This window comes from Clostridium sp. AF29-8BH (assembly GCF_003478145.1).
In the GTDB taxonomy this organism is placed as follows: Bacteria; Bacillota; Clostridia; order Lachnospirales; family Lachnospiraceae; genus Otoolea; species Otoolea fessa.
This window is the reverse complement of record NZ_QUEL01000007.1, coordinates 59,898-85,803: the sequence shown is the minus strand read 5'-3', so window position 1 is coordinate 85,803 and position 25,906 is coordinate 59,898. Positions and strand designations below refer to the sequence as shown.

At 49.6% G+C, this 25,906-nt stretch carries 18 protein-coding genes and 2 pseudogenes; 16 read left to right on the top strand and 4 right to left on the bottom strand.

The features are described from left to right. Positions 1–125: 125 nt before the first annotated feature. Complete coding sequence (locus tag DWZ16_RS15420) at positions 126–1,262, bottom strand: NTP transferase domain-containing protein (protein WP_182427305.1); 1,137 nt, start codon at positions 1,260–1,262, stop codon at positions 126–128. Between the two features lie 136 nt (positions 1,263–1,398). On the opposite strand from DWZ16_RS15420, the gene DWZ16_RS06665 reads away from it, so the two are divergent. The 8 genes and pseudogenes from DWZ16_RS06665 (at position 1,399) to codY (ending at position 11,531) form a co-directional block, all read left to right on the top strand. Further along, positions 1,399–2,262 (top strand): FAD binding domain-containing protein, encoded by an 864-nt coding sequence (locus DWZ16_RS06665; protein WP_117795471.1) that lies wholly within the window; start codon positions 1,399–1,401, stop codon positions 2,260–2,262. 59 nt (positions 2,263–2,321) lie between these two features. Further along, on the top strand, positions 2,322–2,798 hold the full coding sequence (locus tag DWZ16_RS06660; protein WP_107000403.1) for a (2Fe-2S)-binding protein: 477 nt from the start codon (positions 2,322–2,324) through the stop codon (positions 2,796–2,798). Continuing rightward, positions 2,795–5,107 (top strand): xanthine dehydrogenase family protein molybdopterin-binding subunit, encoded by a 2,313-nt coding sequence (locus DWZ16_RS06655; protein WP_118468604.1) that lies wholly within the window; start codon positions 2,795–2,797, stop codon positions 5,105–5,107. The genes DWZ16_RS06660 and DWZ16_RS06655 overlap by 4 nt, the downstream gene beginning before the upstream one ends. 427 nt (positions 5,108–5,534) lie before the next feature. Further along, positions 5,535–6,524, top strand: coding sequence for a magnesium chelatase domain-containing protein (locus DWZ16_RS16685; RefSeq protein WP_412694301.1), 990 nt, complete (start codon positions 5,535–5,537; stop codon positions 6,522–6,524). Further along, complete coding sequence (locus DWZ16_RS16680) at positions 6,491–7,177, top strand: ATP-binding protein (protein WP_412694302.1); 687 nt, start codon at positions 6,491–6,493, stop codon at positions 7,175–7,177. The genes DWZ16_RS16685 and DWZ16_RS16680 overlap by 34 nt, the downstream gene beginning before the upstream one ends. A gap of 102 nt (positions 7,178–7,279) precedes the next feature. Next, positions 7,280–8,512, top strand: coding sequence for a DNA-processing protein DprA (gene dprA, locus DWZ16_RS06645; RefSeq protein WP_347559415.1), 1,233 nt, complete (start codon positions 7,280–7,282; stop codon positions 8,510–8,512). 9 nt (positions 8,513–8,521) lie between these two features. Continuing rightward, a pseudogene (gene topA / locus DWZ16_RS06640) lies at positions 8,522–10,590 on the top strand (type I DNA topoisomerase). Positions 10,591–10,733: 143 nt separating this feature from the next. Continuing rightward, positions 10,734–11,531 (top strand): GTP-sensing pleiotropic transcriptional regulator CodY, encoded by a 798-nt coding sequence (codY, locus tag DWZ16_RS06635; RefSeq protein ID WP_022360247.1) that lies wholly within the window; start codon positions 10,734–10,736, stop codon positions 11,529–11,531. A gap of 243 nt (positions 11,532–11,774) precedes the next feature. Here the strand turns inward: codY and purF are convergent. Both purF and DWZ16_RS06625 read right to left on the bottom strand, forming a co-directional pair. Further along, positions 11,775–13,198: pseudogene (purF, locus tag DWZ16_RS06630) on the bottom strand (amidophosphoribosyltransferase). A gap of 174 nt (positions 13,199–13,372) precedes the next feature. After that, entirely contained in the window at positions 13,373–15,472 is a 2,100-nt protein-coding gene (locus DWZ16_RS06625; protein ID WP_118482391.1) for a glutamine synthetase III, read from the bottom strand. 1,018 nt (positions 15,473–16,490) lie between these two features. On the opposite strand from DWZ16_RS06625, the gene aspS reads away from it, so the two are divergent. The 4 genes from aspS to gatB all read left to right on the top strand — a co-directional run bounded on the left by aspS (position 16,491) and on the right by gatB (position 21,146). Continuing rightward, positions 16,491–17,822, top strand: coding sequence for an aspartate--tRNA(Asn) ligase (aspS, locus tag DWZ16_RS06620; protein WP_022360244.1), 1,332 nt, complete (start codon positions 16,491–16,493; stop codon positions 17,820–17,822). A gap of 75 nt (positions 17,823–17,897) precedes the next feature. Further along, entirely contained in the window at positions 17,898–18,191 is a 294-nt protein-coding gene (gatC, locus tag DWZ16_RS06615; RefSeq protein ID WP_106999925.1) for an Asp-tRNA(Asn)/Glu-tRNA(Gln) amidotransferase subunit GatC, read from the top strand. A gap of 41 nt (positions 18,192–18,232) precedes the next feature. Then, positions 18,233–19,708 (top strand): Asp-tRNA(Asn)/Glu-tRNA(Gln) amidotransferase subunit GatA, encoded by a 1,476-nt coding sequence (gatA, locus tag DWZ16_RS06610; protein ID WP_118522483.1) that lies wholly within the window; start codon positions 18,233–18,235, stop codon positions 19,706–19,708. A gap of 1 nt (position 19,709) precedes the next feature. Beyond that, positions 19,710–21,146, top strand: a complete 1,437-nt coding sequence (gene gatB / locus DWZ16_RS06605; protein WP_106999923.1) for an Asp-tRNA(Asn)/Glu-tRNA(Gln) amidotransferase subunit GatB — start codon at positions 19,710–19,712, stop codon at positions 21,144–21,146. A 170-nt stretch (positions 21,147–21,316) separates the two neighbouring features. On the opposite strand, the gene DWZ16_RS06600 is transcribed toward gatB, so the two are convergent. Continuing rightward, a complete protein-coding gene (locus tag DWZ16_RS06600; RefSeq protein WP_106999922.1) occupies positions 21,317–22,396 on the bottom strand; it encodes a M24 family metallopeptidase in 1,080 nt (359 codons plus the stop codon). A gap of 212 nt (positions 22,397–22,608) precedes the next feature. On the opposite strand from DWZ16_RS06600, the gene DWZ16_RS06595 reads away from it, so the two are divergent. The 4 genes from DWZ16_RS06595 (at position 22,609) to ffh (ending at position 25,857) form a co-directional block, all read left to right on the top strand. Further along, positions 22,609–23,583, top strand: coding sequence for an MATE family efflux transporter (locus tag DWZ16_RS06595; protein ID WP_412694300.1), 975 nt, complete (start codon positions 22,609–22,611; stop codon positions 23,581–23,583). Next, positions 23,580–23,972 (top strand): hypothetical protein, encoded by a 393-nt coding sequence (locus DWZ16_RS16675; protein ID WP_412694299.1) that lies wholly within the window; start codon positions 23,580–23,582, stop codon positions 23,970–23,972. The genes DWZ16_RS06595 and DWZ16_RS16675 overlap by 4 nt, the downstream gene beginning before the upstream one ends. Positions 23,973–24,132: 160 nt before the next feature. Next, on the top strand, positions 24,133–24,474 hold the full coding sequence (gene ylxM, locus DWZ16_RS06590) for a YlxM family DNA-binding protein (protein ID WP_118482387.1): 342 nt from the start codon (positions 24,133–24,135) through the stop codon (positions 24,472–24,474). Between the two features lie 15 nt (positions 24,475–24,489). After that, entirely contained in the window at positions 24,490–25,857 is a 1,368-nt protein-coding gene (ffh, locus tag DWZ16_RS06585) for a signal recognition particle protein (RefSeq protein ID WP_106999920.1), read from the top strand. The last annotated feature ends 49 nt before the right edge of the window (positions 25,858–25,906 follow it).

Genomic DNA, 25,906 nt, shown 5'->3' with positions numbered 1-25,906 from the left:
GGTCATAGGTACATAAAAATATAAGATCCATCTATAAAATATGGAATGTATGGCTGAAAGTGATACGTAGATTGATAAAAAGGGACTGGCATCATGCTGCATGTGCGATGTCAGTCCTTATAGTTTTATTCGATTGTTACCAGATTCTCCAGGCGTTTGAGCTCCTCCGGCGTGTCTACATCCATCAATTCCTCCGGCACTTCGGCAGTCACATACTGGACAACGTCCAGATGCTGGCGGAGAACATGGCTTCCGCCAGCTTTTTCCGGCAGATGGAGCAGTTCGTCAAAATATGCCCGGTCGAAGAGAATCGGGCTTCCGACGGTGGTTGAGACGGAAGGTTCGGGAGAAGCCGTCATTTGGACGCTGCAGAGCTGTACAATCGGTGATTTTTCTGCAATTCCTGAATTCTGAGGCAATTTTGATTTCAAAATGGAAAAATCAGAATCTGGGAAAACAGATTTTGAGTGACTTGGTGATATTCTGCATTCGAGATAGCGCCGGCATATCCGTTCCAGTGTCCGTGGACGCAGAAGCGGCTGATCGCCGAGTGCAAAGAGACAGCCTGATAAATCCGGGTGCCTTTTTAACATGTGTGTAAGTCCCAGGCAGAGCGCCTCGTTCCGATTGGGAAGTGTATGAATCAGCACCGGAATCCCCAGGGACTGACAGTAATCGTGAACCTCCCGGGAGCGCGTTACAACGAGACGATCGGCAAAGAGCGGAACAGAACCGGTCACATTCAGAACCGAGTGGATGAGCGGAGTACCGTGGAACGAAGCCATGAGCTTGTTCGAGCCGAAACGTTTTCCAAGACCGGAGGCCATGATGATGCAGGCGACCCGAACATCGTTTGAATTTTGCAAACAAGTGAAAGAGGACGTTTGTGTTCCAGAAGAGAAAAAAACAGATTTCCGCCTGCAAAAAAATTCTTCATATAACTGTTTCCCACTCTCCGTACATGCATCCCGATATGCCTCATACTTAGCTAGAAACTCCCTCGCCTCCGCCGTCATCTGGCTGCCTCCGCCGCCTTTTCCGCCGGTGGTGCGGACGGTCAGTGGAAATCCAAGCGTGGCTTCGGCGGAGCAGATAATCCGAAGTGCTTTTGTATACGCCATATTCATGGACAGAGCGGCGGAGCGGAGCGATCCGGTTTCATCGATGGCATGAAGAAGCTGACGAGGACCTTCGCCAAAGAAACGATGGTTTTCGTCGTTGCAGAGGTAGGTACGGATGGATGGTTTCATAGTTTTTGTCAAATCCTCCTAATCTTTTCTGGAAAAAGGGGTCTCGTTGTATTTTAAAAATAACAACGGAATTATACCATGTTTTATGCTATAATAAAAGATGGATAATTTTGTTATTTAAGAAATAGATGAAAAAGAGGAAAAACCTATGATGACGATTCGAGAATATAAACGGGTAGAAAGCCTGGAGGAAGCCTGGGAGCTGAATCAGAAAAAAGCGAACCGGGTGATAGGCGGTATGATCTGGCTGAAGATGAGCCGGGGCAATGTAGGAACCGCGATTGATATTTCAGGGCTGGGGCTGGATCAGATAGAGGAGACAGAGGATGCGTTTGAGATTGGCGCGATGGTTACCCTGCGCCAGCTGGAAGAACATCCGGGATTGGCGGCATACACAGACGGTGCCATGCGCGAGTCGGTGCGCCATATCGTCGGCGTGCAGCTTCGGAACCTGGCGACAGTCGGAGGCAGTATCTATGGCAGATTTGGATTTTCAGATGTCCTGACGATGTTCCTGGCGATGGACACCGAAGTGGAACTTTACAAAGCTGGAAGGATGCCGTTGGTGGAATTTGCAAAACAGATCGGCGGCCGGGACATTTTAGTCAAATTAATTGTCCATAAAGACAAAGCCGTATATCACTACCAGTCCGTGCGGAATACGCAGACTGATTTTCCAGTGCTGACCTGTGCAGCGGCGAAACGGGCGGATGGAGCATATCGTTTTAGCATCGGTGCGCGTCCGGGGCGTGCTGTGTTGTTCGAGGCATCAGCGGAGACAATACAGGCGCTTATAGAGGAAAAGCAAAAGGCTGAAACAAAAGCAGATGCGGATGCCGATACCAGAGAAAGTCAGGACAAGACGCAGACCGGGAAGAAAGCAGCCTGTCTTGCAAAGTGGATCCGTGATCAGGTTCAGACGTCTTCAAATATGCGCGGCAGCGCTGAATACCGGAAACATTTAACCGGTGTTCTGATAAAGCGGGCGGTGCGTGTGCTGGAAGAGTGCTAAACGAAATAGGGCAATAAAATGATCGTATAACAGTATGAATATTAGGAGATTCACATATGATGCAGATAACGATTACTCTAAATGGAACGAAGATTTCCCCGGAGATTGAACCGGATACGCTTCTGATTGATCTGGTACGCAGTCAGGGCTGTTACAGTGTCAAGCGCGGCTGCGAGACGGCAAACTGCGGACTCTGTACCGTATTCCTGGATGAAAAACCAGTGCTTTCCTGTTCCGTGCTGGCGGCGCGGGCGGACGGTCACAGCGTGACGACGCTGGAAGGACTCCAGGAGGAGGCAAAAGAATTTGGCGCATTCATTGCCGATCAGGGAGCCGAACAGTGCGGCTTCTGTAATCCGGGCTTTATCATGAATGCGCTGGCGCTGTTCCGGGAAAAAGAGTTCCCGGAGGAGGATGAAATCCGCGAATATCTGGCAGGAAACCTGTGCCGCTGTTCCGGTTATGAAGGACAGCTTCGCGGCATTCTGGCATTTTTAGACTGGAAGAGAGAAAAACAGAAGGAGGCGGCAGAATGAGAGTGGTCAATACTTCTGTACGAAAAAAAGATGCGATGCAGCTGGTAACCGGACAGCCGGTTTACGTGGATGATCTGGCGCCGCAGGACTGCCTGATCGTCAAACTTCTGCGTTCCCCGTATGCGAATGCGATGGTAAAAACGATCAACACCGCGATCGCAATGAAAGTTCCGGGCATCGAGGCAATTTATACCTGGGAGGATGTGCCGCAGGATGCAAAGCGCTACACACAGGCGGGGCAGACATACCCGGAGGCGAGCCCGTATGACCGTCTCCTGATCGACCGCCATGTTCGTTTTCAGGGCGATATCGTGGCGATTGTAGCAGGAAAAGATGAAAAATGTGTCGATAAAGCACTCCGCCTGATCAAGGTACAGTACGAAGTCTTAGAGCCGGTTCTGGATTTCCATACGTCAAAGGACAACCCGATCCTGGTTCACCCAGAGGACAACTGGGAGAGTCTTGCTCCGGTCGGCGCAGACAACAAGCGCAACCTCTGCGCGCACGATGAGTGCGGCAACGGGGATGTCGAGGCGGTTTTAAAGGACTGCGACATCGTGATTGATCATGTATACCACACAAAGCCGTGCCAGCAGACGATGATGGAGACATTCCGTACCTATTGTTCGATCGATACCTACGGAAGATTAAATATTTTAAGTTCCACGCAGATCGTGTTCCACTGCCGCAGAATCGTGGCAAATGCGCTTCATATCCCGAAGTCGATGGTGCGCGTGAGCAAGCCGAGAATCGGCGGGGGTTTTGGTGCAAAGCAGACGGCGGTCTGTGAAGTCTATCCGGCATTCGTTACCTGGATGACGAAAAAACCGTCGAAGCTGATTTATAGCCGGATGGAGGCACAGACGGCGTCTTCGCCGCGCCATGAGATGGAGATGCATGTGCGTCTGGGCGCGATGAAGGACGGCACGATCCGCGGCATCGATCTTTACACATTGTCCAATACCGGTGCTTACGGCGAGCATGGACCGACAACCGTTGGACTGTCAGGACACAAATCGATCCCGTTGTATGGAAGTGTTGAAGCATTCCGCTTTATCAGCGATGTTGTCTATACGAATATCATGTCGGCAGGCGCGTACCGTGGCTATGGTGCGACACAGGGACTTTTCGCGATCGAGTCGGCGGTCAATGAGCTGGCAGACCAGATTCAGATGGATCGCTTTGAGATCCGCCTGAAAAACATGGTTAAAGAGGGCGATCTGATGCCAGCATATTATAATCAGGTTAATACAAGCTGCGCACTCGACCGTTGTGTAAAAAAAGTGCGTGAGATGATCGGCTGGGAAGACAAATATCCGGTGCGTGACATGGGCAATGGCAAGGTCCGCAGCGTCGGCATGGGTATGGCGATGCAGGGATCGGCAATCACGGCGATGGATGTCGGAAGTGCCCGTCTCAAAGTCAACGACGAAGGGTTCTATACATTGTCGCTCGGAGCGGCAGATATGGGAACCGGCTGTGACACGATTCTGGCGCAGATTGCGGCGGAAGTGCTGGAATGCCCAATCGACGCGATCACGGTGCTGGGCGCGGACACGGATTCATCCCCGTATGACTCAGGTTCTTATGCATCGAGTACGACCTATCTGACCGGAAAAGCGACCGAACGGTGTGCGCTGCGCCTGCGTGAGCAGATCTGTAAACTGGGTGCAGAGCTTCTGGGCGTCCCGGCGGATGCAGTGGAATTTGACGGAAAAGAGGTATTCACAACCGAAAAAGCCGGGGATGAGACGAAGAAGATCGCTCTGGCTGATATCGCAACGGCATCCATGTACGGGCATGAAATTCCGCTGGAGGTAACTGAGTCGAGAACCGCCCACATTTCCCCGCCTCCGTTTATGGCAGGTGCGGTTGAGCTTGAGATTGATATGGAGACAGGCGAAACCAGCGTTATTAATTATGCGGCAGCGGTAGACTGCGGTACACCGATCAATCCGAATCTGTCCCGCCTGCAGGTTGAGGGCGGTCTGATGCAGGGAATCGGCATGGCGCTGACGGAAAATATTACCCGCAATGCACAGGGTGGTGTGCGTGAAAATTCCCTGATGCAGTATAAGATTCCGACCCGGATTGACTATGGACATTTAAACGTTGAATTTGAGAGCAGTTATGAGCCATCTGGTCCGTTCGGAGCAAAGTCGATCGGCGAGATTGTTATCAACACGCCGCTTCCGGCGATTGCTGATGCGGTGTACAATGCAGTCGGAAAACGATTCTATGAGCTTCCGATCACGCCGGAGCAGATTGCACGCGCGGCGGCAGAGAAGCTGGGAGAAGATTTTATTTAAAGAGATAGATCAAAAACAAAAAGCTGCAGCAGAATGTTATATGTTAGCATTTTGCTGCAGCGTTTTGTTTTTGTGTGCGCACAATGTCAATTAATTAGTGTCATAGTTCTAAGCTGTTTTGGCTTGCATTCTGCCGCAGGTCTATATATAATGAAAGAGTGAATATCTATTTTAGGTCTGGTAAATCTGATTTCATGATTCAAATCTATTTATTTTAATTTCAAATCAAATTCAAGTAGAATCTCTTTTATCTCAGTTGAGAAGACCCTACCTCTTTTGGGTGATATCAATTTCAGAGAAGATAAGATTGTTATAATATATTTTTAATTCTAAAAATTCAAAATATCATTAAAAGTATCCAAATTTTAAGCCTGTATGATATGAAAAATACAAGGCAAGGTAAAAAATCAATAATAGGGGGAAATATATGTTCAGTAAAATAAACAGTTTCAGCACCCGCGGCATCGATGGCTACCGGATCACGGTGGAAGTTGATGTGAGCAACGGATTGCCGAGTTTTGTCATGGTGGGCTACCTGGCGGAGGAGGTGCGGGAGGCGCAGGAGCGCGTTCGGACCGCACTTCGGAATGCGGGGTTTTGTCTGCCGCCGAAGCGGATCACGGTCAATTTATCGCCAGCCGGGGTGCGGAAAGAGGGAACGGGGTGTGATCTGGCGATCGCGGCAGGAATTTTGAGGTGCTTGTGGGAACAGGGTGAAAAGGCAAAAATAAGAAAGATGGATGAAACCTGCCCGGAAATGGATGGGATGGAAGATGAGGAGAACAATTCTGCACCGGATTGGGACCAATGGGCGTTTATCGGTGAACTGGGTTTGGACGGCAGCATCAAGCCGTTGACCGGTGTTCTCTCGATGGTCTATGAAGCGCGCCGCTGCGGAATGAAACGGGTTTTTCTATCCGAAGAGAATGTACAGGAGGGACGGGCTGTGGATGGGATCGAGATCGTCGGAGTCCGGGATGTGAAAGCGCTGACGGCTTGCCTGCAGCATCCGGAACAGATTCACGGACAATGGTTCACACCAGATCTGTTTCAGGCGGGACAGGAAGAATTTGACGTCGATTTTGATGAGATCGTCGGACTTCCGCTGGTGCGGCAGGCAACCGAGGCGGCAGCAGCGGGGCGTCACAACATTCTCTATATCGGGCCGGCTGGAACGGGAAAAACGATGGCAGCTCGGCGTATTCCGACAATTTTGCCGCCGCTTACGCTGGAGGAAAGCATTGAAGTTTCGAAGATATACAGTATCTGCGGTCTCCTGAAGCCAGACACACCGCTGGTTTTGCAGCGTCCGTTCCGCAGCCCGCATCACAGCACGACCGCCCAGGCGATGGCAGGCGGAGGACGAAATCCGAAGCCGGGGAGATCTCACTCGCCAGTTATGGAACCCTTTTTTTAGATGAGTTAACGGAGTTTCAGCCGAAAATCTTGGATCTGCTGCGTCAGCCGATGGAGGAAGGAAGCATCACGGTTTCCCGTCTCAACCAGACGGTTGTATTTCCGGCAAAAACGATGATTGCGGCGGCGATGAATCCCTGCAAATGCGGTTTTTTCCCAGATTTGGGAAAATGCCGTTGTACTCCAACCCAGATCCGCCGGTATCTGAACCGCGTTTCGGGACCATTTTTAGATCGAATCGATATTGGGGTGGAAGTACCGCGGCAGGATTTGGGGATGATGGCTGCAGAGAAGAGTATAGATGAGGGGAGTTTTCCACAGACAGAGCAGAGGAATTCCTCCGCTGTCATGCGCGCCCGCGTCATGGAGGCGCGCGCTCGACAGGAAAAGAGGTTTGCAGACGAATCGATCTCCTACAATAGCCAGATGACCCGCCGCCAGATCGAAGAGTATTGCCGTCTATCCGGGGAAGAGGCGGTATTTCTGGAAAAGGTCGAACGGCAGCAGGGAATCAGTGCCAGGGGACACGGAAAGATTTTAAAAGTAGCGCGCACACTTGCCGATCTGGATGGACAGGCGGAGATCGGGCGGACGCAGTTAGCGGAGGCGATAGGATTCCGGAGTTTTGAAAAAAAATATTGGGGGAGTCTCTGAAAAGAAGCATGTCTAAAAGATTGAAAGAATAAAAAGTTTAACAAGGGTTGTAATTGTTATAAGGTAAAAGGCAGCCGATCTGACATATATAGGGGGAAAGATATGGAAATAGGAAAAGAAGAGAGCAATGTACAGAATGCTCAGCTTTCTATGCAGGAACTATATGGAAAAACACAGGAACCGCCGCATAAAAAAGTGCCTCTGACAGAAAATATGCAGTATTCCGACCGTGAGCGCATCCATGCCTACTGGCTATCGCGAGTGGATGGAATCGGCGCGGTGACGGCGGCTAAATTATATGAATCGTGCGGCAGTTTTGAGGGAATCTATGAGCGGGTTTTATATAATAGGAAGAAACTGGATCCGTTTATATGTTCCTTTCTCGGAAAGGCTGTGAAAAAGGGGCTGGAGGAAGCGGTTCTGCTCTTCAAACAGCGCGTGGAAGAATACGATAGGCTGGAGGAGCAGGGGGTACGTTTCATTCTGTGCGGTGAGGCGGCATATCCGAAGCGCCTGATGCATATCTATGATAAACCGATGTGGCTGTTTGTGCGTGGAATGCTTCCAGAAGATGCGAAACCATCCGCGGCAGTCATCGGGGCGCGCAGCTGTACGCCGTATGGACGACAGGAGGCAGAGTATTTCGGTCGGATTCTGGCAGAAAACGGCGTGCAGGTAGTGAGCGGCATGGCGCTGGGGATCGATCAGGCGGGGCATAAGGGCGCGATGGATGGCGGCGGACTGACGTATGCCGTGATGGGCTGTGGGATTGACACCTGTTATCCGCCATCCGGCATCCGACTGCATGCGCGCATCCGTGAACAAGGCGGCATATTGTCAGAATATGGACCGGGTGTACCGCCGACGGCATCCCATTTTCCAATCCGGAACCGGATCATCAGCGGACTTTCCGACCTGGTGCTGGTCGTGGAAGCACGAAAAAGAAGCGGCTCCCTGATTACGGCGGATCTGGCGCTGGAGCAGGGAAAAGAGGTATTTGCGCTGCCGGGACGGCGCATTGATCCGCTCAGTGAGGGCTGCAACCGGCTGATTGCGCAGGGAGCGGGGATCGTGACGAAACCGGAGGATGTGTTGGATTTCTTCCATATAAAATGTAAAAATTCTTGTAAAAAAACAATAAAATCAGTAAATGCACTTGCCAAGTCGGAAAAAATGGTGTATAGTTGCCTAGATTCACAACCGAAACATCTGGAAGCGGTCATGAAAAGCTGTGGGTTGACAGCAGGGGAATGCATGACTGCGCTTTTAAATCTGGAAATGCAGGGAGTGATCCTGCAGCCAATGAATCAATATTACGTTAGGAAGATTGTATAGAGGTCTGTTATGGCAAAAAATCTGGTTATTGTAGAGTCTCCGGCGAAAGTCAAGACAATTAAAAAATTTTTGGGTTCCAACTATGAGGTGGACGCCTCCGGCGGTCATGTGCGCGACCTCCCTAAGAGTACGCTGGGAGTGGACGTAGAGCATGGATATGAGCCGAAGTATATCACCATCCGGGGAAAGGGCGATGTGTTGGCGCGTCTGCGGAAAGAGGTTAAAAAAGCAGATAAGATTTATCTCGCAACTGACCCGGACCGCGAGGGAGAGGCGATCTCCTGGCACCTGATGAAAGCATTAAAGCTGGATGAACAGAAAGATAAAAAGGTTTACCGTATCAGTTTCAATGAGATTACAAAAAACGCCGTCAAGGCATCTTTAAAAGAGCCGCGTGCCATCGATGAAAATCTGGTGGATGCACAGCAGGCGAGACGTATGCTCGACCGTATGGTGGGTTACCTCATCAGCCGCTTCTCTGGGCGAAGGTCAAGAGAGGACTCAGCGCCGGTCGTGTGCAGTCGGTCGCGCTGCGTATGATCTGTGACCGTGAGGAAGAGATCAATGCGTTTATACCGGAAGAATACTGGACGCTGGATGCACAGCTCCACGTACATGGCTCCAGAAAGAAGCTGACCGCCCATTATTACGGCGATAAGGACGGCAGGAAGGCAATTCACAGCAAAGAGGAAGTGGAGGCGCTTATGAAGCGTCTGGAGGGCTGTGAGTACGAAGTGCGCGATGTGAAGCTGGGCGAGCGCGTGAAGAAGGCGCCGATCCCGTTTACGACCAGTACGCTGCAGCAGGAGGCATCCAAGACGCTGAATTTCTCAACGCAGAAGACGATGCGCCTTGCCCAGCAGCTCTATGAGGGCGTGGATATCAAGGGACGCGGCACAATCGGTCTGATCACCTACCTGCGTACCGATTCCACCCGCATCGCGGCAGAGGCAGATGCGGCGGCGAGAAGCTATATCGGCGACCAGTTTGGGGCAAGTTACGTGTCCGAGGCGCCGGCGGCGGCAAAATCAGATGCCAAGATCCAGGACGCACACGAGGCGATCCGTCCGACCGACATTACACTGACGCCGGTACAGGTAAAAGAACAGCTTTCCAGAGACCAGTTCCGTCTGTACCAGCTTATCTGGAAGCGCTTTACGGCGAGCCGGATGCGCCCGGCGGTTTACGAGACAACCTCCGTCAAGGTAGCAGCCGGAGAGGAGCTTTTCACCCTGTCGGCGTCCAAAATCAAATTTGACGGCTTCATGTCCGTCTATTCACAGGACGAGGATAAGGAGACCGACGGCGTTCTGAACGAGTCGCTGGAAGCAGGCATGAAGCTGGATTTAAACCAGTTAGAACCGGCACAGCATTTTACACAGCCACCGGCACATTATACAGAGGCGTCGCTCGTCAAGGCGCTGGAAGAGCAGGGCATCGGACGGCCAAGTACCTATGCACCGACCATCACGACAATCATCGCGCGCCGTTATGTAGCGAAGGAAAATAAGAACCTCTATGTGACGGAGCTTGGCGAGGTAGTCAACCGGATGATGAAGAAGGCGTTCCCATCCATCGTTGATTTGCAGTTTACGGCAAATATGGAGTACCTGCTCGACAGCATCGGGGACGGCACGATCGGCTGGAAGACTGTTATCGAAAACTTTTATCCGGATCTTGACAAGGCGGTTAAAGAAGCGGAGAAGACGCTTGAGAGCGTCAAGATTGCTGACGAGGTGACGGATGTGATCTGTGACCAGTGCGGGCGCAACATGGTAATTAAGTATGGCCCGCACGGCAAATTCCTTGCCTGCCCGGGATTCCCAGACTGTAAAAACACGAAGCCGTATCTGGAAAAGATCGGCGTGAAGTGCCCGAAATGTGGTGGTGAGATTGTCATCCGTAAATCGAAAAAGGGCAGAAGATATTACGGCTGCGAAAATAACCCGGACTGCGATTTTATGACCTGGCAGAAACCGTCAAAAGAAATGTGTCCGAAATGTGGACATATTATGCTCGAAAAGGGAAATAAGCTTCTTTGTTCTAACGAAGCCTGCGGTTTTGTAAAAAACTCATAAAAACTCTTGAAATAGATATTAATTATTAAAAAAAATGAAAAATACAGAAAAACTCTTGCTATTATACGAAAATCGTGTTACAATTCTTACAGGTTAGGATCGAATTCTAATTTACGATAAAGGCAAAGGAGGTAACTGGTAAAATGAGCGTTCAATTACTGGACAAAACTAGAAAAATTAATAAGTTATTGCACAACAACCATTCTCATAAGGTTGTGTTCAATGACATTTGTGAAGTCCTCAGTGACATACTGGAATCCAATATTCTCGTAATCAGCAAGAAAGGTAAAGTACTCGGAGTTGCGATTCATGAGGGTGTGGATGAGATCGAAGAGTTGATCAAGGATCAGGTCGGCGGTTTTGTTGACCGTATGTTGAATGAACGCCTTTTAAGCGTTTTGTCAACGAAGGAAAATGTCAACCTTGCCACATTGGGATTCGCCGAGGAGAACGTGAAGAAGTATCAGGCGATCATCACGCCTATTGATATATCCGGTGAGAGACTGGGTACTCTGTTCATCTACAAATCAGATGCACAGTACGACATCGACGATATCATCCTGAGTGAGTACGGAACCACTGTTGTCGGACTTGAGATGATGCGTTCTGTCAACGAGGAGAATGCAGAGGAGACAAGAAAGATCCAGATCGTTAAATCAGCGATCAGCACCCTGTCCTTCTCCGAACTGGAAGCAATTACCCACATCTTCGATGAGCTGGAAGGCAACGAGGGCATTCTGGTAGCCAGCAAGATTGCAGACAGAGTCGGCATTACCCGTTCCGTTATCGTCAATGCACTCCGCAAGTTTGAAAGTGCAGGCGTTATTGAGTCCCGTTCGTCCGGTATGAAGGGAACCTACATTAAGGTTCTGAACGATGTTGTATTTGACGAGTTGAAAGCGTTAAAAGCGCAGAACAACCGTCCGTCATCCAATGTATAAAAACATATAAGACATTTTAAACAAAAACAAAAGTTTTGACAAAACGTGAAAAAGTGTGAGGGATAAAAAAGGACTCGGTAAGAGCCCTTTTTATGTAATAGGAAATTCCTTGGAATTCCCTATTACACAAAAAGGCACTAACGTGCCAATGATGCGCACTCGCGCGAAGCAGAAACATGTCGCAAGCGACCGCGCTCGGCGCGAGAATGTGCCAAGGCACATTCTTTTTCATTTGCGAAATATTTATTCTAATGCATCCTTAATCTCCCCATCCGGCACATCCATCGGATAGTTTCCGGTAAAACATGCCGTACAGAGCGGCAGTCCGCCTGCCATCTCCTCAAGATCTTCAATCGGCATATATCCAAGCGAATCCGCACCGATCTCCCGGCAGATTTCTTCGACGGAATGGCTGCTGGCGATGAGCTGTTTATTGGATGGGACATCGGTACCGAAATAGCAGGGGAAGAGGAATGGCGGAGAGCTGACGCGCACATGGACTTCCTTCGCCCCGGCTTTTTTGAGCATGCGGATCAGGTTTTTCATCGTCGTACCGCGCACGATAGAGTCATCGACGAGGACAATGCGTTTTCCCCTGACAGCCGGTTCCAGAATATTAAGCTTGATACGGACGCTATTTTCGCGTTCTTCCTGGGTCGGTTTGATGAAGGTTCTGCCGACATAGCTATTTTTATGGAAAATAATCTCATATGGAATGCCGGATGCCTTCGCATATCCCATCGCGGCGGTCAGGCCGGAATCCGGTACACCGGCGACGAGGTCGGCATCGGCAGGGAAGGAATGTGCGAGAGCCGCGCCGCCGCGCAGCCTAGCCTCATAGACGCTCACATCATCGATGTGGCTGTCGAGGCGGGCAAAATAGATGTATTCGAAAACGCAGTGCGCCCGTTTTTCCTGCTGCAGGCTTTTATCAGAAAAAACGCCGTCGCGGGTGATGGTCACGATTTCACCCGGTTCGATATCACGGATAAATTCGCCGCCGACCGAGGTGATGGCACAGCTTTCCGATGCCATGATCCAGACATTTCCCTTTTTGCCGAGGCAGAGAGGACGCAGACCAAACGGGTCACGAACACCGATCAGCTTGCGCGGGCTGGAGATAATCAGGCATAAGCGCCACGTGTTTTTGCCGCGGTCCGTTTGATTGCCTCTTCAGCGGTCGGGGCAGCCAGACGTTCTCTGGCGATGTGGAACGCGATTACCTCTGAATCCATCGTCGTCTGGAAGATTGCGCCGGTTTCTTCAAGCTGGCGGCGCATCTCAAACGCATTTACCAGGTTTCCGTTGTGCGCCAGACAGAGTGTTCCCTTAAAATACTTAAGTACCAGTGGCTGTGTGTTTTCGATGGTAGAAGAACCGGTTGTGGAGTAGCGAACATGACCAACTCCCAGATTGCCGCCGAGGCGTTTTAACGTCTCATCATGAAATACCTCATTGACAAGTCCCAGCCCTTTGTAGCAGTTGACAACGCCCTTTGGGCCGTTCGTGTCACAGACTGCGATGCCGCATGACTCCTGACCGCGGTGCTGGAGTGCGCTGAGTCCGTAGTACATATCTCTGGCAACATCGCCGCCCTCCAGGTCAAACATTCCAAATACGCCGCATTCCTCACGAAGCCCGGTTTCGTATGTGAGTGACTCCCTCATGATATAAACCTCCTTTGTATTCAAGATACCTGAATGATAAGAAAATAACAGGGATAAGAACCCAAAATTGACTGCAAAATATCAGTATAAAAGACAATATACCAATATTTTGCAGCCAAATCATAACACATTTTTCTCGATTTTTCAATCAAGTCATAATATTGACATGTCAGATTATACGGAGAACAGCAGTTCATCGTAAGTCGGATACGGCAGGAAGGAATCTGGAATCAGGGCTTCTGCGGTATCAACGCTGCTTCTCAAGTCATCCATCTTGGCAAGAATCGTATAGTGGAAATATGCAACCTTCTCGATATTATCTTCCATGGATTCTGCCGCTTTTTCAGCCTCTGCCAGTGCTTCGGTTTTCTCGGAAATCTCGGTGTAGAGACTGGACAGCTTCTCAAGCAGTTTGCTCTCGGCGCTGATCGGTGCGTCCGGCAGGATTGCCTTTGTCTTTGCGGCGGTTTCAGCCAGCTCCTTGCAGTAGGAGAGGACGGACGGCAGGAAGGTCTTCTTCATCATCGAAAGCATCGTCTTTGCCTCGATGTTGATGGTCTTGATGTAGTTCTCTTCCTTGATTTCGTAGCGGGAGAAGAGTTCCTCCTTGGTGTAGATGCCGTGTTTCAGGAACAGTTCTACGTTTTTCTCAGCAATCAGGCGCGGAAATGCCTCTGCGCAGCTCGGCAGGTCGAAGAGTCCGCGTTTGTGAGCTTCCTCTACCCATTCGCTGGTGTAACCGTTGCCGTTGAATACGATGTGGCGGTGATCACGCAGCACTTCCTTTAAGAGCAGATGGATTTCTGCCTCCAGAGCCTTGCCTGAAAGACCTTCCAGACGGTCTGCAAATTCGCCTAAAACTTCAGCTACGGCTGTATTGATGACAATGTTCGGTTCCGATACAGAGAGAGCGGAACCTGGCATACGGAACTCGAATTTATTGCCGGTAAAGGCAAACGGAGAAGTGCGGTTGCGGTCGGTCGTATCTTTGATAAAGTGTGGCAGAACCTTTGCGCCCGGCTTCATCGTCTGGATTTCTTTTGCCTCAGACTCCAGATCTTTTTCCACAATATTGAGAACTGCTTCCAGATCATCGCCGATAAACATAGACACGATAGCTGGCGGCGCCTCGTTGCCGCCCAGACGGTGGTCATTTCCGGCAGTTGCAACTGATACGCGGAGCAGATCGCCGTAGACATCGACTGCCTTGATCGTTGCGAACAGGAAGAGAAGGAACTGTAAGTTCTTTGCCGGATCGCGATCCGGATCAAGAAGGTTTTCGCCGGTGTTGGTCGATAAAGACCAGTTGTTGTGTTTACCGCTTCCGTTGATGCCCTCAAATGGTTTCTCATGGAGCAGGCACACAAGGCCATGTTTCTCTGCCACACGTTTCATGATTTCCATAGTGAGCTGGTTGTTGTCAACTGCCACATTGGTAGTCGTGTAGATGGTGGCAAGTTCATGCTGCGCCGGAGCTACCTCGTTGTGTTTGGTTTTTGCCGGAATACCGAGCTTCCAGAGCTCTTCATCCAGTTCTTTCATGAAAGCGGAAACTCTCGGACGGAGAGCGCCGAAATAGTGGTCATCCATTTCCTGACCTTTCGGAGCTGGTGCGCCAAACAGAGTTCTTCCGCAGAACTTCAAATCGCTTCTCTTATTAAACAGTTCTTTATCAACCAGGAAATACTCCTGTTCCGGACCAACGGTGGAGACAACGCGGGTCACATCTTCATTTCCGAAGAGTTTCAGGACACGCAGCGCCTCGCGGTTGATGGTTTCCATCGAACGCAGAAGAGGGGTTTTGGTATCAAGTGCCTCGCCGCTGTAGGAACAGAATGCGGTCGGGATGCAGAGTGTATCGTCTTTAATAAATGCCGGGGAGGTTGGATCCCAGGCTGTATAACCTCTTGCCTCAAAGGTGGCACGAAGTCCGCCGGATGGGAAACTGGATGCATCCGGTTCGCCCTTTACCAGCTCTTTGCCGGAGAAATCCATGATAACTTCGCCATTGCCAACCGGGTTGATGAAACTGTCGTGCTTCTCAGCAGTGATGCCGGTCATCGGCTGGAACCAGTGTGTGAAGTGAGTTGCACCATTTTCAACTGCCCATTCCTTCATTGCAACTGCGACTGCATTTGCAATATCGAGATCCAGATGGCTGCCATTTTCAATCGTTTTGCGGAGTGCCTTATAAACATCTCGCGGCAATTTGCTTTTCATGACTTTGTCGTTGAATACAAGACTTCCATACAGTTCAGGGATGTTTTTTTTCATAACTCATGTCTCCTTTCAGGTTTTATGTCTGCGATTTTGTGATGATTAAATCCACGTAAGATGAATGTGCTCTGACACATTCTCACGCCGGGCGCGGTCGCTTGCGACAGCTTACATCTTCGCGCGAGTGCGTATCATTGGCACGTTAGTGCCTTTTGGTGTAATAAGGAATTCCAAGGAATTTCCTATTACATAAAAGCAAGGGCACCTCGATCATCTCGAAGCGCCCTTGCTTTTATGTGTAGTAGTATACACGAAAAATTCTGAATGTCAATACAATTTGCACACGAATTTTGAAAAAATGTTTCAAGGGAGGATATTGTACAAGATTTCTTCTATTTAAGTCGAACATCTGTGAGACTTGGCGCGTGATACTGGTCAGCGAAGCTGACATATTCCATACAGAATTACTGCGTGAAAAAAAAATCAAAAAACCTCTTTACAAACTCAGAAAAATAGTTTATAGTTTGAACATAAAAAATTGAATCCAACGGGGTGGGCAAGGATGCCATGATAATCATGGTATTCGTGCCCACTTTTTTAAAAGGCAAAGATGGAGACTCTGTTTCGAAGAATCCGACAGAAAGACGCGGTCACCGGCTGAGAGCCGTGTCAGGAGGGAGCGGAACAATAGGGAACACTCCGGAGCCGGATGACTGAGAGCGACACTGGACACCCCGCCAGCCGCCGCAGGTAGGTCATCACGTGACTGCGCGTTAAGCAGCGAAAGAGTAAAAAGAAAAACAATCGTTTCTTTTTAAATGCGGGTGGTACCGCGGGAATATCCCGTCCCGGAATGATGTGAGTGAACGTCATTCCGGGACTTTTTGTGTAATAGGAAATTCCTTGGAATCCCCTATTACACAAAAAGGCACTAACGTGCCAATGATGTGTACTCGCGCGAAGATGTAGTTTGTCGCAAGCGACCGCGCTCGGCGCGAGAATGTGCCAAGGCACATTCTTTTTCATTATTCCCGTCCCGGACATATCAAAAAGCAGAGAAAGAGAGGAAACAGCGATGGAATTTATGACAGGTAAAAAGGAAAAAGAAGTGCTGGATCTGGCAGCCGTGTTTGCAGACGGTATGGAAGGACGGGAAGTAAAGGTAAACGGCGCGATCATGAGTGTCCGCAACATGGGCGATATCGCATTTGTGATTCTCCGGAAACGTGACGGCGTGCTGCAGACTGTCTATGAAAAAGGTGTGACCGACGCGGATTTTGCTGAATTAAGAGAAGAAACATTCGTAGAAGTTTCCGGTGTCCTCCGAAAAGAAGAGCGGGCGCCGAGAGGCATGGAACTTCGTTTAAAGAGTGTTCGGATCCTCTCAAAACCGGAAGAACCGATGCCGATTGCCGTATCAAAATGGAAAATGAGCGCATCCTTGGAAGCCAAACTGGATATGCGTTCTCTGACACTCCGCAACCTGCGGGAGCGCGCACGTTTCAGAATCCAGGAAGGAATCGCACGGGCATTCCGGGAGTACCTGCATGGAGAAGGATTTACGGAAATTCATTCCCCGAAGATCGGAGCAAAAGGAGCCGAGGGTGGAGCAAACGTCTTTAAACTCGATTATTTTCACCGCCCGGCGGTGTTAGCGCAGAGTCCGCAGTTTTACAAACAGATGATGGTCGGCGTGTTTGACCGTGTGATGGAGGTTGGTCCGGTGTTCCGTGCGGAGAAGCATAACACGAAACGCCATTTAAACGAATATACCGGACTGGATTTTGAGATGGGATATATCGATGATTTTACCGATATCATGGCGATGGAAACCGGATTTCTTCAGCATATGGTGGAAATTTTAAAGAAGGAATATTCCACGGAGCTGGAAATTCTTAAAGTCAAACTTCCGGAAGTAGAGAAGATTCCGGCAGTGACCTTTACCGAGGCGAAACGCCTTGCCTCCGAAAAATATGGAACCCAGATCAAAAACCCATACGATCTGGAGCCGGAGGAAGAACACCTGATTGGACGCTATTTTAAAGAAGAGTACGGCGCCGATTTTGTGTTTGTCACCCATTATCCATCCAAGAAGCGTCCATTCTATGCGATGGATGACCCGACAGACCCGAAAGTAACACTCAGCTTTGACCTTTTATTCCGTGGACTGGAAGTCACAACCGGCGGACAGCGTATCCACAGCTACACCGAGTTGATGGAGAAGATTGAAAAACGCGGTATGGATACCGAGGGAATGGAACAGTATTTAAGCACCTTCAAACACGGTATGCCGCCTCACGGCGGACTCGGTATCGGTCTGGAACGTATGACGATGCAGCTGCTTGAAGAGGAGAATGTCCGTGAGGTTTCGCTCTTCCCGAGAGATATGAGCCGTCTGGTACCGTAACGTGACAGGACGCAATTTCCTATGAAACAAAGAGCTTGTCCATAACACATATTATAATAGGAAGGAACAGAACTTATGGCAGTGAAAATAGACGATGAAATGATTGATTATGTTGGTATTTTAGCAAAGCTTTCCCTTTCCCCGGAGGAAAAAGAGGCAGCGAAAAGCGACATGAGCCGGATGCTTGAGTATATCGATATGCTGAATCAGCTTGATACTTCGGAGGTAGAACCGATGTCGCATGTCTTTGACATTCACAATGTGTTCCGCGAAGATGTCGTGGAAAATGGAGATGAATCAGATGCGATGCTTTCGAATGCACCGGAGCAGAAAGAAAAACAGTACAAGGTGCCAAGGACAGTGGAGTAAAAAGAATTAGAGATACAGGCAGCAATATGGAGGAAATCAGGATGGGAATTTCAGAATTAACAGCGCTGGAGCTGGGAAAAGAAATTAAAGAAAAACGAATCTCCGTCCGGGAGGCGGTACAGGCATCTCTGGAACGGATTCATAAATATGAAGATACAGTTCATGCTTATGTAACGCTGACCGAGGAGGCAGCACTGGCACAGGCGGATGAGATCCAGAAACAGATTGACGATGGCACCCTGACCGGACCGCTGGCGGGCGTTCCGATGGCGATCAAGGATAATATTTGTACAGAGGGAATTGAGACAACGTGCAGTTCCAAAATTTTAAGAGGATTTGTACCTCCGTACTCAGCGGAGGCAGCGCTGAACCTCAAAAAAGCCGGTGCGATCCTGCTTGGCAAGACAAATATGGATGAATTTGCGATGGGAAGTACGACCGAGACATCCTGGTTTGGACCGACGAAAAACCCGTGGAATACAGAGCATGTACCGGGCGGATCCTCCGGTGGCTCGTGTGCGGCTGTCGCAGCGGGAGAGACCTTTTTTGCTCTTGGTTCAGATACGGGCGGTTCCATCCGCCAGCCAAGTTCCTTCTGCGGCGTGACCGGCATTAAACCGACCTATGGAACGGTTTCCCGGTATGGTCTGATCGCCTATGGTTCCTCGCTGGATCAGATTGGACCGATTGCGAAAGATACCGCAGACTGCGCGGCAATTCTGGAGACGATCGCTTCCTATGATAAAAAGGACAGCACCTCTGTCAAGCGGGAGGCGTACAATTTTACCGCTGCCCTGACCGGAGAGGTAAAAGGGATGAAGATCGGAATCCCGTCCGATTATCTGGGCGAAGGACTCGATGAAGATGTAAAAAAAGCTGTTCTGGCGGCAGCTGAGGCGTTAAAAGAACGCGGGGCAGAAGTGGAGTTTTTTGATTTAGGCATGGTTGAGTATGCGATCCCAGCATATTACGTCATTGCATCGGCGGAGGCAAGCTCCAACCTGTCCCGGTTTGACGGTGTGAAGTACGGTTACCGCACACCGAAATATGAAGATTTACATGAAATGTATAAAAAGAGCCGTTCCGAGGGCTTTGGACCAGAGGTAAAACGCCGTATCATGCTCGGTTCGTTCGTTTTGAGTTCCGGCTACTACGATGCATATTATCTGAAAGCACTCCGCACAAAAGCATTGATTAAACAGGCATTTGACAAGGCGTTTGAGAAATACGATGTCATTCTGGGACCGGCAGCGCCGTCCACGGCACCGCTGCTGGGCGACAGCCTTTCCGATCCGATGAAGATGTATCTGGGCGATATTTATACTGTTTCGGTCAACCTGGCAGGTCTTCCGGGCATTTCAGTTCCGTGCGGGCTGGATTCGAAGGGACTTCCGATCGGGCTTCAGATGATTGCAGACTGCTTTCAGGAAAAGAAGCTGTTTGGCGCGGCATCTGCATACGAAAAGGCGAGAGGTGCATGGAAGCTTCCGGTTATGACAGACAAGGAGGGCAGATAAGATGAAGAAAGAATATGAGACAGTCATCGGCTTGGAGGTACACGTAGAGCTGGCGACGAAAACCAAGATTTTCTGCGGCTGCTCCACCGAATTTGGAGCAAAACCAAATACTCATACCTGCCCGGTTTGTACCGGTATGCCGGGTTCTCTGCCGGTTTTAAATAAGAAGGTTGTTGAATACGCGATGTCTGTCGGTCTGGCGGCAAACTGCGGTATCAACCAGTTCTGTAAATTTGACCGGAAAAACTATTTTTACCCGGATAACCCGCAGAACTACCAGATTTCCCAGCTGTATCTCCCGATCTGCCACGACGGCTATATCCCGATCGACACGCCTGCCGGTGAAAAGAAAATTCGTATTCATGAAATTCATATGGAGGAAGATGCCGGAAAGCTGATTCACGACGAGTGGGAAGACTGCTCGCTGGTTGATTACAACCGAAGCGGCGTGCCGCTGATCGAGATCGTTTCCGAGCCGGATATGCGGAGTGCTGATGAGGTTATTGCCTACCTCGAACGCCTGCGCCTGCTGGTACAGTATCTGGGCGCATCCGATTGCAAGTTGCAGGAAGGTTCGATGCGTGCCGATGTCAACTTATCGGTTCGTGAGGTGGGAAGTGAGACATTTGGTACGAGAACCGAGATGAAGAACTTGAACTCTTTCAAGGCGATTGCCCGTGCGATCGACGGCGAGCGCGCCCGCCAGATTGAGCTGCTGGAAGAGGGCAGGAAAGTCATCCAGGAGACGAGACGCTGGGATGACAACAAGGAATACTCCTATGCGATGCGTTCCAAAGAGGATGCGAAAGATTACCGTTATTTCCCGGATCCGGATCTTCCGCCGGTCTGCATCAGCGATGAGTGGCTGGAATCTGTCCGCGCCGCCCTGCCGGAATTGCAGCCAGAAAAAATGGCACGTTACCAGAGCGAATATGGTCTGTCTGAATATGACAGCCGCATCCTGACTGAGTCTAAGAAAATGGCGGATATGTTTGAAAAGACCACCACCCTCTGCCAGAAACCGAAGAAGGTGGCAAACTGGCTGATCGGCGAGGCAAGCCGCCTGCTCAAGGAAAAAGGAGAAGACGCTGAAAGCCTGTGGTTCTCCCCGATACATCTGGCACAGCTCACCGATCTGGTCGATGCCGGAACGATCAATAACAACACGGCCAAAGAAGTATTTACAGCTATTTTTGAGCAAGATGTCGATCCGTCCGCCTATGTCGATGCACACGGACTTGGCATGGTCAATGACGACAGTGCTCTGGAACAGGCAGTTTCCGATGTGCTTGCCGCAAACCCGAAGACGGTGGAAGAGTACAATAGCGGAAAGACAAAGGTACTTGGTTTCCTGGTCGGTCAGGTGATGAAAGCGATGAAGGGCAAGGCAAATCCGGGTAAAGTGAATGAAATGATGACGGAGAAGCTGAACGCGTAAAAACGCCTTTTTATAAATGAAAATTATAATTAGCTTTTAAAGAAAACTAAAAAGAAACTGTCTACAGATGCCGGCTTTCTGGATGATTCGTGATTTGTAATCGGAATTACCAGAAATACCATCTGTAACAGTTTCTTTTTTATAATCGTGTTATAAATGATGCGATGTGATTACTCTACAATATCCAGCTCCTTGCTGAAGGAGTTCAGAATCTCGCATCCATCCTCAGTAATCAGCACCAGATCCTCGATTCTCACGCCAACTTCGCCTTCTACATAAATACCTGGTTCGATGGAGAAGATATTGCCAACCTCAGCGACCTTGGTGTTCGCAGAAGAAACATCGCCGTACTCATGTACTTCCAGACCGATGAAATGTCCCAGCCGATGGGTAAAGTTCGGACCATATCCGGCATCCTCGATGATCTGGCGGGCAGCTTTATCGACTTCGCAGAGCGGAACGCCCGGTTTCAGAATTGCTTCTGCGGCAGCATTTGCGCGGCGGACGGTCTCATAAATAGCGCGGTGCTTCTCAGACGGTACTTTTTTATAGAAGAAAGTACGTGTCATATCGGCACAATAGCCATCCTTCCTGCATCCAACATCAAACAGGACGGTGTCGCCCTCTTTCAGAACCGTGTTGTCCGGACCGTGGTGTCCAAGCGCGCAGTTTGCACCGAAGCCAACCAGTGGTTCAAAGGAATATCCGTCTGCACCGAGACTCTTATAAATATCTAACATCTTGGAAGCGATCTCTTCCTCAGTCACGCCCTCATGGATCAGACCTCGGAACTGTGCCATCGCCTTATCATTGATTGCGGAAACCGCACGCATTTTTTCACGTTCTTCGTCATCCTTGCACGCACGGACCTCATCGATGCAGATGGAGCTGACCTTGTAGGAGGAAGCGCCCGAATGATCGATGACCGGAATCAGGAAACGGGCAGCAAATGTTTTATCAATACCGAGCGGTTTGCCTGCCTCAACACAGTCGCACAGAGGAGTCAGGTAATCGTCTGTATCCGAGAAGCGGAATTTCTCTACGCCCAGATCTTCCGGAACGGTAAAGAGGTTATTGATAAAGATCTTATTCTTGCCGGACTGGTTAATGTAAAGCGCCAGCAGACGTTCACCCGGATCAATAAAACGACCCGTCAGATAATAGATCGCATAAGGATCGGAAATAATCATCTGCTCGAGTCCTTCTGTTTCCATTTTCTTTAAAACTTTCTCAAGTCGCTGTGTGTTCATCATGATGTCCTCCTTATAAGTAAAGTGGCTGTAACTGTGAAGATGCCAGACAGTTTACGCCGTAAATTATCTACCCTTATTATAAAACGCGCCGGGAAAAAGTCAACGATTAAAAGAACGCTTGAAAAGCGCATGGAAAGGGGGTAGAATAGTATCAACTGACCAGCCTTTGAAAATGAAAGGACTTTTTTTGGATACGAAAGGAAAAAAACATGGCGAAATCCTATGAAATGGATATGTGCAATGGCCCGATTCTCAGAAAGGTACTTACATACTCCATTCCGTTGATGCTTTCTGGCGTGCTTCAGCTTCTTTTTAATGCGGCGGATGTGATTGTGGTGGGACGTTTTGCAGGCAGCCAGTCTCTGGCAGCAGTCGGCTCGACCAGTTCCCTTATTAATCTTCTCATTAACGTCTTTATCGGTCTGTCGATCGGCGCGAACGTCCTGGTAGCGCGCTATTATGGTGCGAAGAATGACCGTGACATGAGCGAGACAATCCATACGGCGATCACGGTCAGCCTGATGAGCGGGCTGTTTCTGGTCTTTTTGGGTTTGTTTACCTCACGTTTCTGGCTGGAACTGATGGGGACGCCGGACGATGTCATCGATAAATCGACGATCTACATGCGGATTTATTTTGCCGGTATGCCGGCAACGATGGTGTACAATTTCGGAAGTGCAATCCTGCGCGCGATCGGCGATACGAAACGTCCGCTGTATTTCCTGACCGTGGCAGGTGTTATCAATGCGGCACTGAACGTATTCTTTGTTACCCAGCTCCAGATGGATGTAGCGGGTGTCGCGCTGGCAACCGTGATTTCCCAGTGTATTTCCGCATTTCTGGTTATCCGCTGCCTGATGCGTTCAGATGGCGCGATGAAGCTGTCGCTTTCCAAGCTGGGAGTCAACCGTAGAAAACTTCTTCTTATTATAAAGGTAGGTCTTCCGGCTGGTATCCAGGGTGCGATTTTTGCGATCTCCAACGTACTGATTCAGTCGTCCGTCAATTCCTTCGGTTCGATCGCGATGGCAGGCAACACGGCGTCGCAGAATATCGAGGGATTTGTGTATACCTCGATGAATGCGCTGTATCAGACCAATTTAAGCTTTACGAGCCAGAATATCGGAGCGGAGAAATATACGCGGATCAAAAAGATTCTTGCCACCTGCCAAGCGTCGTTGTGACAGTAGGACTGGTGCTTGGATTTGCAGCATACCTCGGCGGTCCGTGGCTGTTGCAGGTATATTCAGAAGACGCCGACGTTATTTCCTATGGACTGCTCCGGATGTCGATCATCTGTACGACGTATTTCCTGTGCGGCGTGATGGATACGATGGTCGGAAGCATCCGGGGACTTGGGTATTCGATCCTGCCGACGCTTGTCTCTCTGACCGGCGCCTGCGGACTGCGAGTGATTTGGATCTTTACCATATTTGCAGCGCAGCGGTCGCTGGCAATTCTGTATCTGTCGTACCCAATCTCCTGGGCGGTCACAGCGACGGCACATATGATCTGTTTCTGGCGGGCGGCGAAGAAGATGCCGAAGGAAGATGGCCATCCGGTGCGGGGATAGAATTTGAAACGATGTAATGCGATCATTAAGCTGCTTGTTTTTGAAAGAAAACACAGACAGAGCAGCAAAAAAAATAATTCGTTTGATAATCTGATTAGTGTAAAGAAAAAATACTTGACACCAATTAGATTATCGTGTATGATAACACAGGTGATGAGGAATGGAAAAAATTGTTGAACAGGGTCTTTTGTATGATTTCTACGGAGAACTCCTGACAAAGCATCAGCAAAGTGTATATGAGGATGTGGTATTTAACGATCTGTCCCTCAGCGAGATTGCAGACGAACAGGGCATTACCCGTCAGGGTGTGCATGATCTGATCCGGCGCTGTGACCGTACACTTCTTGGTTATGAGGAAAAGCTTGGACTGATTGCCAAATTCCAGAAAACCAAGGAAAAAGTAACTGAGATTCATCGGTTGACGGAAGAATTCAGCCAGACACAGAATCAGGCGCTGATTGAGGCAATCGGGAGAATCTCAAACGAGATATTGGATTTATAATGCAGGAGGTTTTTGATGGCATTTGAAAGCTTGGCAGACAAACTGCAGAATGTGTTTAAAAACCTGACAGGCAAGGGACGACTCAGCGAGAGCGACGTAAAAGCCGGACTCAAAGAAGTCAAGATGGCCCTTCTGGAAGCGGATGTAAGCTTCAAGGTAGTAAAACAGTTTATCAATTCTGTACAGGAGCGGGCAATTGGAACCGATGTTTTAAATGGTCTGAATCCAGGACAGATGGTAATAAAGATTGTCAACGACGAGCTGGTCAAGCTGATGGGCTCCGAAATGACAGAGATTGCGTTAAAACCGGGCAATGAGATTACCGTCATCATGATGGCAGGTCTCCAGGGTGCTGGTAAGACGACCACGACGGCAAAGATTGCCGGAAAGCTCAAGGCAAAGGGAAAAAATCCATTGCTGGTAGCATGTGATGTCTACCGACCGGCGGCAATCGAACAGCTGCAGAAAAATGGTGAAAAACAGGGTGTTCCCGTATTTGCGATGGGAACGAACCACAAACCGGTCAATATCGCAAAGGCAGCGCTTGAGCACGCGGCGAAAAATGGCAACAATGTGGTTATCATCGATACAGCCGGTCGTCTCCACATCGATGAAGCGATGATGGATGAGCTGGTTGAGATCAAAGAGAATGTGGATGTTTATCAGACACTTCTCGTTGTAGATGCCATGACTGGTCAGGATGCAGTCAATGTAGCGAGCATGTTTAACGACAAAATCGGCATTGACGGTGTGGTTCTGACAAAGATGGATGGCGATACGCGAGGCGGTGCGGCTCTTTCTATCAAGGCGGTAACCGGAAAACCGATTCTCTATGTCGGTATGGGCGAGAAACTTTCCGATTTGGAACAGTTTTACCCGGACCGTATGGCTTCCCGGATCTTGGGCATGGGCGATGTTCTTTCCATTATCGACAAAGCATCTGCTGTGATCGACGAGGAGAAGGCAAAAGAACTCGGCCGCAAGATTAAGAAGGCAGAATTTGATTACAACGACTTCCTCGATCAGATGAACCAGATCAAGAAGATGGGCGGCATGGCTAGCATCATGAGCATGATGCCGGGCATGGGACAGCTTAAGGGTCTGGATTTAGATGAAAATGAGAAGACGATGGGGCGCGTAGAGGCGATCATCCTCTCGATGACAGCCGAAGAGCGGCGCAACCCGGATCTGATGAATCCGTCCCGCAAGAAACGAATCGCACAGGGCGCAGGCGTGGATATCGCAGAAGTCAACCGCCTGGTAAAACAGTTCGGAGATATGAAAAAGCTGATGAAACAGCTTCCGGGCATGGCAGGCGGCGGAAAACGCAAGGGTCTTGGCGGACTCGGCGGTATGCTTGGCAAGATGAAGCTGCCGTTTTAAACAAGTGTTAGTAGATGCAGTGTGCATTAGCTATATTTTATAATTCAAG